We start from the raw sequence: 11,267 nt of genomic DNA, 5'->3' as shown, positions 1-11,267 counted from the left end.
CTAGTGTTTGCCAGTAGAACCAAATCCGCCCTCTCCGCGGACTGTTTCAGAAAGCTGTGATACTTCTGAAAACTCTACTGAAAGGAAAGGTACAACCACCAACTGAGCTATCTTTTCAGCTGGTGTTACAACTCTTTCAACCTCCCCATCATTGTGAAGTGCAACCTTAACTTCTCCCCTGTAATCGGAATCAACAACCCCGACACAATTTGCTGGTCTAAGTCCTTCCTTTGCAGAAAGTCCAGAACGAGCGAAAACTCCGCCGAAGTAACCCACAGGAATCTCCATTGCAAGTCCTGTACCAATCATCTTTGTCTCGTGAGGCTTAATGATTGTGTCCTCAGCAACATCAGCAAATAAATCATATCCTGCAGCATATTCTGAGCCACGCTCAGGAAGCTTTGCAGAATCTGTAAGCTTAGTGATATTAATATTCATAAAACAATTATTCTCCTAGTCTACGTGAAGTACTATCTGGCCTAAGGTTCTGGTCTGCTTAACATCAATAACTCGCTGATTGATGCTTCCTCTCCATTTAGCCTGTAAGTCTATATTAGCAATTTCAAATTCTCCGTCAACCAGAACATCGATATATTCCATAATTTCTAGAGATTTAATTTCTTCGTAAGTAAAGCCTGTGTAGAGCCAGACGGTCTTGCCGGGAAACCTCTCCCTAATCTCCCGGGCAAGCTCCGTCACTTCTTTTCGATTTCCAGGAAATAATGGATCACCTCCACTAAATGTGATTCCTGAAATATAATCTCTAGACAATATTTCAAACAATTCATCTTTGGCAGCCTCATCAAATTTCAGACCGCCCTCAGGATCCCAAGTTATAGGATTTTGACAGCCTTCACAGTGATGGTCGCAGCCGGCTAGCCACAAGACTACACGAAGTCCGTCACCATTAAGCATGTCGTCTTTAGTAATATTATGATAATTCATTACATTATTCTCCAGTCCACAATTTCTTACATCGACTTACGGTCGGCGATTTCTGCCATCTTGGCTTCATTCAGACGTGTGTCTCCCTTCACACGAGAGTATGATAAATAGCCATTCATACGGTCGATTTTTGTAAGATTTTTGCTGCCGCATACTGGACATACGTCCATTTCAAGCTCTTCATGTCCGCAGTCATCGCAATATGAAAGCGAAAGATTTACACCTTCATAAAATCCTTTGGCCATTGCACGTCTAACCAATGTCTTAACTGCATCGCGATTGTAGTTAATTGGGTAACGAACATATTGAATCTTTCCACCATTTGAAAGCTCCCAGAAGCGTCCTTCCTTATCCTGCTTTTCGATTGGTGTAATATCTTCAGTAACATGACAATGGAATGAGTTTGAAACATATTCCCTGTCAGATACGTTTTCAACAATACCGTATTTGTTTCTAAACTGCTTTACCTGCAGTCCGCAAAGGTTCTCAGCTGGAGTACCGTAAATAGCATAAAGATTGCCATCCTCCTCCTTGAACTGGTTGACCTTTTCATTGATGTGTCTCAATACCTCAAGAGCAAACTCGCCATCCTCAGCAAGTGACTTGCCATTGTAAAGCTCCTGAAGCTCATTAAAGGCTGTGATACCAAATGATGCTGTAGCAGCCTTTAAAAGTGGCTTAATCTTGTCATGGAAGCCAAGATGTCCACCGTAGAAGCCACCTTCACAGTAAGCAAGAGGATTTGTGCTGGCTCTCATCTCACCTAAGTACGCATAGGTTCGGATGTGAAGCTTTCTAATCATCTCAAGATAGTAATCAAGTACCTCGTAGAAGTCTCTTGATTCCTGACGTGACTTAGCAAGAATCATTGGAAGATGAAGTGAAACCGCACCGATGTTGAAACGGCCAATAAATACTGGCACATCCTCATCATCTGCAGGCTTCATGCCGCCTCTTTCATACCAAGGTGAAAGGAATGCGCGGCATCCCATTGGTGAAATAACCTTGCCGTATTTCTTGTACATGCTGGCGATGTAGCCCTCACCAGTAAGTGAAAGCCAATCAGGATACATTGTCTTGCGGGAACAGTCGATACCTGCCTCAAATACATCCTCAAGCTCACCACCCACACCATGAAGCTTTTCATCATAAAGGAAAACAATCTTTGGGAATAAGACTGGCTTCTTAAAGCCTGGCCTTCCCTGTCCAATTGAACGAACCTTAAGGCAGGCTTTTGAAGCCATCTTTGCAAATACGGAGGTACCAAGACCGATAGTTACTGTAATAAATGGATAATCTCCTCTTGAAGAAGCAACTGTATTAAATTTGTACTCCCATCCCTGGAAGCCCTGCTCCATGTCGCGCTGTACCTCTGACATGGCAACTTCCTCAGCCTTTTCTTTTGAAATACCAAGCTCAAGATATTTGTTCAAATACTTATCGTATGAAATCTGAGCGTATTTCTCAAGAATCTGATCCGCCTGTGGAATTGTAAAGCCACCGTACTGCTGACTTGCAGCAGAAAGAACGATATCACCAATAACATCAAAAGCTACATCAAGACTCTTAGGCTCGTTATAGAAGATGTTTCCCATCTCGAAACCGCCCTCAAGTACTGACTTTACATCGAAAAGACAGCAGTTCATAGTATCACGTCTGGCGTTCATATCGTGGATATAAATATAACCATCACGGATTGCCTGAACTTCTTCGGTTGTAAGGAAGAATTTCTTGTAAAGCTCGCGATTCAGCTCATTGAAAATCAATGAACGCTTCGTAGAAACTAAAGCCGAGTCAGTGTTAGAATTCTCCTTGTCGCCAATGTACATGATATTCTGAGACTTCTTATAAACATCATCCAACATCTGTACAAAATCCTGCTTATAGTTGCGATAATCCCTGTAAGACTTTGCCACCATAGGATTAACACGCTCCAAAGCACCCTCAACAATGTTATGCATTTGTGCAATCTCAATTTTTTCAAGGTTAAGCTCCTCCACTCTTTCCTCAACGAATTGACAGATGAACTTCTCCTGCTCAGGAGTAAATTTTACAAGCACACGTGTTGCTGATTTACCAACTGCTTCTACTACCTTCTGTACATCGAATGGCTCAAGTGCGCCATCCTTTTTAACTACAAAGCGCTTCATATTAACCTCCAGGTTATTTATCGTAAAAATGCGAATAATTTTTTGAAAATTCTGTCAACATCTAGTAAATACAATTAAAAAACTACTAGATGTTGTGTTGATAGTGTTATACTACCACCACATCATCTAGTAGTCAATAGGTTCACGTACCACTAAATAAAGTTTCACTTTTCAGACACATTTGAAACACAAAAAGCGCCAAATTAGTTTTACATGCTCCCGCAGGCCACCTTCCATACCTTCGCTAGGCAACCTTCCCCTTCGGGGCGCCCTCCTAGCTTGGCATGGAGCCTTCCTGCTCGCGCTTGCCTAGATTTACAAGGCGCTTTTCGAAATCTAAAATCCCAAATTATCATTAACGAGAATTACACTTATACGATCCGCGTGGCGCGAGTAGCGAGTCATAAGGAACTGGCAGCAGATTGTGTCAGGTGATTTACAATCCATACAAGAGCCTGTCTTAACACAAGGAGTTGCTAATCCGAAACGTTGTGCATTAATTGGAGCTGCCACATTGCGAGCGCGCTTCATAGCTGAATCAACATCTGGGCAGACCTTATTCATACCTACAATAAAAAGCACATGCTTTGGACCCTGTGCGATAGCAGAAACGCGGTTTGCATTACCATCGATATTTATCATAATCCCATCTTCCGTGATTGCATTGGCACTACTAATAAAATAATCAGCGTCATAAGCCTTGAGCATAGCCGCTCTCTTATCCGGCTCGGCATCTCTATCAATAAAGTTATAATTACCATTCTTAAGTGAGTCTACCAGACCAATTTCATGAGCAGACATTGCACCACCCATAGTAACTGACGAATTCTCTGGAATCAGCTCAAGTGCCAGCTTTAAAGCCTCCTCCTTGTCTGCAGCGTAATACCCCTTCATGTTTCTGGATTCAAGACCTTTGATAACCTTCTGCACCAACAATTCGTTTCTCTTAACAATATTCTCGTTCATTATAGCCTCCTCCTAAACTTTTATAAAAAGGTGATCAGTATCTCTACTAATCACCTTAAAGTACATAATATTACCACTCAAGATCTGAGGTCTCATCCTTCTTTGAACGAGTCATAAGTTCATAGACTGCATCCTTTGCAGACAATCCCTCGAACAAAACAGAATTAACCACATCTACTATTGGCATCTCAATATTATATTTCTCAGCAAGCTTCTTAGCTGCCTTTGCAGAGTACACGCCCTCAACTACCATGGCAACCTTTTCCATGGCATCATCCTTTGACATTCCCTGTCCAATATAAAAACCTGCCATACGGTTGCGAGAATGCATTGAAGAACAGGTAACAATCAGATCACCTACACCGGTAAGACCAGCAAGAGTCTCAGCCTGTCCTCCCATTGCAACAGCAAGAGCAGAAATCTCTTTAATACCACGAGTAATTAAAGCTGCCTTTGCATTATCGCCAAAACCAAGACCGTCAGACATACCTGCCGCCAAAGCGATGACATTCTTAAGAGCTGCACCAACCTCAATTCCCTTTACATCTGGTGATGAATATACTCTGAAATATTTATTCATAAAAAGATTCTGTACAAACAATGAGGTCTGACGATCTGTAGAACCTGCTACAACAAGGGTAGGCTTAAAAACTACAACCTCCTCAGCATGGCTTGGACCTGAAAGTACGCAAATCTTCTTTGACGAGCCAAGTACATCCTCTAAAATCTCTGTCTGGGTGAAGAGAGTTTCTTCCTCGATACCCTTTGTAACTGTAATAAATATCTGATTGTCATTAACAAAAGGTTTAATCTTCTCGGCAGTCTCACGAGTAGCCTTTGAAGGAACAGCAATTAAAACAACATCAGCAGATTTTGAAGCTGCCTCAATATCTGCTGTAAAAACCAAAGACTCCGGCAAACGAACGCCCTTGATTTTATCACTGGTATGAGTATCGTTCATTTGGTCCACCTGTGACTGACGGTGAGACCAAACGGTTACTTCATGCCCATTTTTATTAAGCATTACAGCGAGAGCTATGCCCCAGCTTCCTGCTCCTAATACACTAATTCTAGCCATAAATACCTCTAGTCTTTATAAAAGCCTCGCTGGTTACAGCTACAATCCTTTATGTCACTCCGTCGCGAGATTGGCTCCTTGAGTAACATAAAGAGATTGTTGCCTACCAGCTAGTTTATCAATCATTAAGCCCTTGTTTCTGGGTGAAAAGAAAATTTATTTTCGTTGCCATTTAATAAACGCTTGATATTGGCGTGGTGTAACACGATGCCAAGTGCAGCTACGAATACGCAGATAACAAGAACTTCTACAAGCTCAGTGCCCTCAAACGGAAGAATTCCAAAGTGTGCTGCAACAAGCATCTCTACCGCAAAGGAAAGTACTCCAATGATTGAACCAAGGGATACATAACGTGTGATTGCTACGATCGCAATAAATATAACTGCTGGGATAAAAACTGCCTTTGGGAAAAAGGCAATGATAAATCCAAGTGTAGATGCAATTCCCTTTCCGCCCTTGAACTTCATATAGCATGGGAAATCGTGTCCAAGTACACAGCCAAGTCCTGCATAAATCATGTAGATGTTTGGCCAGCTATTGCCACCCTCAACAAAACGGCTGAAGGTAAGCCATACAAAAAGTCCTGCAACAATACATTTGCAGCAATCCCAAGCAAGTGTAATCAAACCTGCAGGAACGCCAAGATTTCGCATGGTATTAGTGGAACCAACGTTTCCGCTGCCAACCTTTGTCAAATCAATATTCTTTGATTTACCGATTAAATACCCCATTAAAATCATGCCAAAGCAATAACCAATTAATACAGCAACAATTCTCCCAATAATCATTATTCGTTTTCCTTTCTCTCTCTAATTATAAATTTCAGAGATGTACCTTCAAATCCAAATGCATCTCTGATTCGATTCTCTAAATAGCGAACATAAGAAAAATGCATTAAGTATTTCTCATTAACGAATATTACAAATGTTGGTGGCTTAACTGCAACCTGTGTAGTGTAAAAAATCTTAAGGCGCTTACCCTTATCTGTAGGTGGCTGCTGAAGTGCAACTGCCTCAGTAACGATTTCATTAAGCACACCTGTGGCAATACGCATCGAATTGTTTTCTATTACAGCATCTATTGTCTCATAAATTTTACCAAGACGCTGACCACTCTTTACAGAAATGAAAAGAATTGTGGCATAAGGCATAAACGAAAGAACCTGACGAATCTTCTCCTCATGCTCCTTCATGGTCTTGTCATTCTTTTCAATGGCATCCCATTTATTTACACAAATAATTATACCCTTTCCACGTTCGTGAGCAATACCTGCAATCTTTGCATCCTGCTCTGTTACACCTTCGGTTGCATCAATCATGATGATAACAACATCCGACTTTTCAACTGAGGCAACAGCTCTAACAATTGAGTAACGCTCCAGGTCCTCTTTGATTTTACTCTTTCTACGAAGACCTGCTGTATCAATAAAAATATAGTCCTTGTGATTATAACGGACCTTTGTATCTACAGCATCACGAGTTGTTCCTGCAATATCAGAAACGATAACACGCTCCTCGCCGCAAAGCTTATTGATAAGCGAAGACTTACCAACGTTTGGCTTTCCGATAACAGCAATTTTTGGAGTATCGTCCTCTTCTGTCTCTCCTGTTGGCTCAGGGAAATAGCTGACAACAACATCTAGCATATCACCAAAGCCAAGTCTTGAGCTTGCTGAAACAGGAATTGGATCGCCAATTCCAAGATTATAAAACTCATAAACATCAGCCATATCACGCTCAAAGCTGTCTACCTTGTTAACCACAAGAACAACAGGCTTATGGCTTCTGCGGAGCATATCAGCAACCTTTGAATCGGAATCCTGAAGGCCCTGCTTTACATCCACAAGGAAGATAATAACATCTGCTGTGTCAATGGCAATCTGAGCCTGCTCACGCATCTGTGACAAAATAATATCCTTACTATCAGGCTCAATACCGCCTGTATCAATCATTGTGAAATCATAGTTCAGCCAACTTACGTCAGCATAAATTCTATCTCTTGTAACACCCGGGGTGTCCTTTACAATCGAAATACGCTCACCCGCAAGCGCGTTAAAAAGCGTCGATTTACCTACATTTGGTCGGCCCACAATGGCCACAACTGGTCTAGACATACGTTACCTCTCTTATCAAATAAATATAATTACGTCTATCAAAAAACTCGGAGAAATCTAGCTAACAATCTAATATAATTCTCAAGCGAAGCATTCTAAGCTGAGCGGAGAATTCATATTGATTGTTAGCGTAAGATTTCAGCAAAGTCTTTATTTGCCTATAATCGCATATACGAAATCGCGACCGTCTGATTGTACAATACGGGTGCGAACTTGTAAAGTTTCTTCAAGCTCGGACAACGTAATATCGTCAAGGAACACTTCCTCCTGTGCACGAAGCATTGTACAAGACAATAGCAAATTATCACCAAGATCACGCCCCTTAAGCTGTTCTATTAAGTCATGTCCTGTGATAAGTCCGGAAACCGTAATCTCTTCACCGAAGAACTTATTTGTGATAGTGACAACATCTACAGTGACCTTGTTGAACTTTTCAGTAACGAGATCTGCAAGCTGCCTCATAAAAGGTGCCGCAAGCTTTCCTGTAGCAATCGTCACATGACGTTTCTTCATGAACAAAGGCTTTTTGATATCTTCAAGAGCATCTAAAACCTCCTCATGAAGTAATCTTAGCATCCCAACGCCATTTTCCAGCTGAATAAATCCATCATATCTATCAGATTCTGGAAGTGGGCGTCCAGCAAGAATATACCATTCATCAGAAGCCTGAACGAAGTGGTTACCAAATTTCTCCATTGCCACATCCTGCCAGTGTTCAATCTGGTCAATGACCTTGCCAGCCTCCTCAGCTGTGTAGGTTCTGAGTGGATAAAGACCGTCTCTATACTTCGTCACTCCAACAGGAACAACAGACATAGACTTCATTACAGGAGCAAACTCCATCAAATCACTTATAGTACGATCCAGCTCCGGACCATCATTAAGGCCAGGGCAGGAAACAACCTGCGCATTCATAGGGATTTCAGCATCATAAAGCTTTTTTATCTTATCTAAGATATCTCCCGCAAAGCGATTATGAAGAAGCTTTACTCTAAGCTCTGGATTAGTAGCATGTACTGAAATATTAATAGGCCCAAGCTTATAAGCTATAATTCTATCTAAATCAGCCATCTTCATATTCGTGAGAGTAACATAATTGCCCTGCAAAAATGAAAGACGGGTATCATCATCCTTAAAATAAAGAGTATCACGCATGCCAGGTGGCATCTGATCAATGAAACAAAATGCGCATTTGTTTGAGCAGGATTTATAATCATCCATAAGACCGTTGCAAAAAATTACGCCAAGGTCTTCGCCCTCTTCCTTTTCAACTAATTTGCTCTCTGTTGTTCCGTCTTCATGGAGAAGCTCAACAGTGATATCCGCATCATCACTGTAATAGTGATAATCGAAAATATCAACAAGCTCAACATTATTTATTTTAGTAATAATATCGCCAGGTATAAGGCCCGCCCTTTCAGCAGGGCTTCCTTCCATTACCTGTCCGATTTTATGACTTGCATTTAACATACTGGTATATACTCAAAGGCATTTTTATAATGCTTTAAATTTCCTTCCTCTATTGCTATAACGTCAAACCTTACGCTAGTGTCTGGTGGGCACTTATTAGTCATCATATAGACATCAGCACAGCGACAAATCTTTCTCATTTTGTTAAAATTAACTGCCTCGGCAGCAGAACCCTTGGCGGTGTTCTTTCTATATTTTACCTCTATGAAAACAAGATAACTGCCATCCCTTGCAATAATATCGACTTCGCCCATTTTACAATAAAAATTAAGTTTTAGTATAGTCATTCCTTGTTTTTTTAGAAATTCAGAGGCAATTTTTTCAAAATCATTACCTTGTTTTCTGTTATTCATTATATTACTTTCCAAGCTTTGCCTTAAGCTTTTCCATATCATTTACAAAAACCAAAATCTCAGCAACAACCTCGTAAAGCTCAGGAGGAATCGCATCTCCGATATTCAGTTTACTTAAGGTCTGAGCCAATTCATTATCCTGATAAAATGGTACGTCCGCCTTTTTTGCTTCCTCGATAATCTGCTCAGCAACATATCCCTTTCCAGAAGCAAGAATCTTTGGAGCAGAATCTCCAGCCTCATAAGCCAGTGCAACCGCCGTTTTATCCTTATCGAACTTTTTCTCCTCCGCCATAATCAAGCCCTCATATCAAAGCTGTATCTATGAACAAGTCCATCGCTGGTTGTCTCGGTATTAATCGGTGGTGCTTCCAGAAAATCTTCAACGAAGCTTGCCCTTGGCGCACCACAAGTCATCTCCGAGGTTACAGTAAAGCCCTTGGCTGCAAGCCTTTCTGTAAGAATATCAATATTATCCTCTATAAGCTGAAGAGATGATTCATTAGCAAGATTCCACTTACAACCAACCTTCACCTCTTTAAGTGAGATGAAAACATCAGTCGGTCCCAAATATTCCATATCAAAATGTAAGAAGGCAGTAATCTCCTCGCCCTCCTCATAGCTTGATCGTTTATTCTGGCGGACATAAAGCATACCGTCAGTATTTTGATTATACATTTTCAAAGGAATCTGCACGAAATTATACATTTCATTTGCAGAATTCATAAAATTTACATTCTGCTTAATTTCGGCAGTTTGATTCTTTATAGTCTCAGCTGCCTTGTTATTAAAGGCAGAAACCAATTTTTCCAACGCATCTGACTGCTTTAATACTCTCTCGTAAAGCTTAGAAATCTCACCAGGCTTTGTAACATTTTTTGGCTCCATTGAAAAACTGTCAGCAATGAGATTTTTAAGAAGTCCCTTATACAAAGGAGTCTTTATTATATCATTTAACGTCTCCTTTGGAATATCAGGATGATTTTCAAAGTAATTGGTAATCTCACGGAAGACCTCTTTAATATTTGCATCAGCCTTTAATGTTCCATTTTCACCGAACACCTCCAAATTATCCTTTGGAAAATCTGGAAGACTATTTAGTAGCGTATTAAAGGATGAAATCTGCTTTTCACTGGCAAAGGAATTTAAAGCCTGAGTGCCTACATCACTTCCACTTTGCTGGCGAATGGCATTTTCCATCTCCTGTTGATTCTGCAAAGCCCCAGCTGGCTTTGCAGCAGCCTCAGTTGAAGCTGTTTCTATACCCAAGGCTTCTTCGGACATCTGAGACATTTGTTGTGTGTTAATAACAGTCTTTTCTGAAGCCTCACCAATTATATTTTTCCCAGGCTCTGTTTCAAAAGCCTCTAAAACATCTGGCTTTGCTATGGTAACATCAGTATTCTGCTGATTTGCTGTAGGAACGATATCCTTAGAAGTCACTGTTCCGTCCAATGTTTCAGCTTCATTAACCAGGCCCTGAGCCCCAGCTTCATTATCAAGTCCATCTACAAAAATAGTCTTTAGCTGGCTATTTAGATTAATCACATCAGTAGTAGAAAGTTCCTCGGACTCCATAAGCTTAGGAAGCATATCCGAGATAATCTGGAAATTATCGTTCAACGCAGCCTTATCGTTTGCATAGTTTTGAAACATCTGAATATTCTCAGGTGTAATCTCAAGCCCATACTTAGACATTGTAACAAGAGTTGGTACATCCACCTCTGGATTGCTAAGTACAACTCTATTCATAGCTGTAAGATTCTCAGGATTAATAGACATGGAATTCTGCATCATAGAATTGACCATATTAATAGTGCGCTCACTTGCTGTGATATTGGCAAAACTAAGCGCCTTGAGAAGTGTAGGATTTGCATCAAGTCCATTAAGATTTACTGGACGTATCTGAACTAAATTTCCATCATTACTTTTAACTTCAAAAAATACTGACTGGCCTGGGACCAGACTAACACCTGGATCCAGGCGAGCATTCATAGTCTGACCATTGGCAAGCCCAATAACAACTTTTCCATTTTCGATTGAGTTCACAGAGCCCTCAAAAACCTCGCCCTCCTTCAGCGTATCTGTTGGAGAGCCAGTTAGAGACTGACTGGAAGCCATTTTAGTGCGGTCGGCAGCGTTTGCTATCATACCGCTATTGTATGGATTAAAGCCCGTATTGATATTCATAG

The 11,267-nt window shown here is 40.9% G+C and carries 11 protein-coding genes; all 11 read right to left on the bottom strand.

Annotation, left to right across the window (positions count from 1 at the left end):
• Complete coding sequence (gene dut / locus FXF36_RS12150) at positions 1-438, bottom strand: dUTP diphosphatase (RefSeq protein ID WP_151624452.1); 438 nt, start codon at positions 436-438, stop codon at positions 1-3.
• Between the two features lie 15 nt (positions 439-453).
• Positions 454-945, bottom strand: coding sequence for an anaerobic ribonucleoside-triphosphate reductase activating protein (nrdG, locus tag FXF36_RS12145; RefSeq protein ID WP_151624450.1), 492 nt, complete (start codon positions 943-945; stop codon positions 454-456).
• 26 nt (positions 946-971) lie between these two features.
• Positions 972-3,095, bottom strand: coding sequence for an anaerobic ribonucleoside-triphosphate reductase (gene nrdD, locus FXF36_RS12140; RefSeq protein WP_151624448.1), 2,124 nt, complete (start codon positions 3,093-3,095; stop codon positions 972-974).
• 336 nt (positions 3,096-3,431) lie between these two features.
• Entirely contained in the window at positions 3,432-4,061 is a 630-nt protein-coding gene (locus FXF36_RS12135; protein ID WP_151624446.1) for a lactate utilization protein, read from the bottom strand.
• A 70-nt stretch (positions 4,062-4,131) separates the two neighbouring features.
• The gene (locus FXF36_RS12130; protein WP_151624444.1) at positions 4,132-5,139 is read right to left on the bottom strand and encodes an NAD(P)H-dependent glycerol-3-phosphate dehydrogenase; all 1,008 of its coding nucleotides are present in this window, start codon (positions 5,137-5,139) and stop codon (positions 4,132-4,134) included.
• 125 nt (positions 5,140-5,264) lie between these two features.
• Positions 5,265-5,927 (bottom strand): glycerol-3-phosphate acyltransferase, encoded by a 663-nt coding sequence (locus FXF36_RS12125; RefSeq protein ID WP_151624442.1) that lies wholly within the window; start codon positions 5,925-5,927, stop codon positions 5,265-5,267.
• Positions 5,927-7,252, bottom strand: a complete 1,326-nt coding sequence (gene der / locus FXF36_RS12120; protein WP_151624440.1) for a ribosome biogenesis GTPase Der — start codon at positions 7,250-7,252, stop codon at positions 5,927-5,929. The genes FXF36_RS12125 and der overlap by 1 nt, the downstream gene beginning before the upstream one ends.
• A 150-nt stretch (positions 7,253-7,402) precedes the next feature.
• Entirely contained in the window at positions 7,403-8,722 is a 1,320-nt protein-coding gene (locus tag FXF36_RS12115) for a DUF512 domain-containing protein (RefSeq protein WP_151624438.1), read from the bottom strand.
• A complete protein-coding gene (locus FXF36_RS12110; protein ID WP_151624436.1) occupies positions 8,716-9,075 on the bottom strand; it encodes a YraN family protein in 360 nt (119 codons plus the stop codon). The genes FXF36_RS12115 and FXF36_RS12110 overlap by 7 nt, the downstream gene beginning before the upstream one ends.
• A 4-nt stretch (positions 9,076-9,079) precedes the next feature.
• Positions 9,080-9,370, bottom strand: coding sequence for an EscU/YscU/HrcU family type III secretion system export apparatus switch protein (locus FXF36_RS12105; protein WP_151624434.1), 291 nt, complete (start codon positions 9,368-9,370; stop codon positions 9,080-9,082).
• A 2-nt stretch (positions 9,371-9,372) separates the two neighbouring features.
• Positions 9,373-11,265, bottom strand: a complete 1,893-nt coding sequence (locus FXF36_RS12100) for a flagellar hook-length control protein FliK (protein WP_151624432.1) — start codon at positions 11,263-11,265, stop codon at positions 9,373-9,375.
• Between the last annotated feature and the right edge of the window lie 2 nt (positions 11,266-11,267).

Source organism: Pseudobutyrivibrio xylanivorans (assembly GCF_008935055.1).
GTDB classification, from domain to species: Bacteria; Bacillota; Clostridia; order Lachnospirales; family Lachnospiraceae; genus Pseudobutyrivibrio; species Pseudobutyrivibrio xylanivorans_A.
This window is presented reverse-complemented; position numbering and strand designations above follow the sequence as displayed.

What these genes read in the sequence shown, in the direction of transcription:
- FXF36_RS12105 (WP_151624434.1), bottom strand. Translation starts at nt 9,370, where the DNA reads ATGGCGGAGGAGAAAAAGTTCGATAAGGATAAAACGGCGGTTGCACTG.
- FXF36_RS12100 (WP_151624432.1), bottom strand. Translation starts at nt 11,265, where the DNA reads ATGAATATCAATACGGGCTTTAATCCATACAATAGCGGTATGATAGCA.
- FXF36_RS12135 (WP_151624446.1), bottom strand. Translation starts at nt 4,061, where the DNA reads ATGAACGAGAATATTGTTAAGAGAAACGAATTGTTGGTGCAGAAGGTT.
- FXF36_RS12130 (WP_151624444.1), bottom strand. Translation starts at nt 5,139, where the DNA reads ATGGCTAGAATTAGTGTATTAGGAGCAGGAAGCTGGGGCATAGCTCTC.
- FXF36_RS12110 (WP_151624436.1), bottom strand. Translation starts at nt 9,075, where the DNA reads ATGAATAACAGAAAACAAGGTAATGATTTTGAAAAAATTGCCTCTGAA.
- der (WP_151624440.1), bottom strand. Translation starts at nt 7,252, where the DNA reads ATGTCTAGACCAGTTGTGGCCATTGTGGGCCGACCAAATGTAGGTAAA.
- nrdD (WP_151624448.1), bottom strand. Translation starts at nt 3,095, where the DNA reads ATGAAGCGCTTTGTAGTTAAAAAGGATGGCGCACTTGAGCCATTCGAT.
- FXF36_RS12115 (WP_151624438.1), bottom strand. Translation starts at nt 8,722, where the DNA reads ATGTTAAATGCAAGTCATAAAATCGGACAGGTAATGGAAGGAAGCCCT.
- dut (WP_151624452.1), bottom strand. Translation starts at nt 438, where the DNA reads ATGAATATTAATATCACTAAGCTTACAGATTCTGCAAAGCTTCCTGAG.
- FXF36_RS12125 (WP_151624442.1), bottom strand. Translation starts at nt 5,927, where the DNA reads ATGATTATTGGGAGAATTGTTGCTGTATTAATTGGTTATTGCTTTGGC.
- nrdG (WP_151624450.1), bottom strand. Translation starts at nt 945, where the DNA reads ATGAATTATCATAATATTACTAAAGACGACATGCTTAATGGTGACGGA.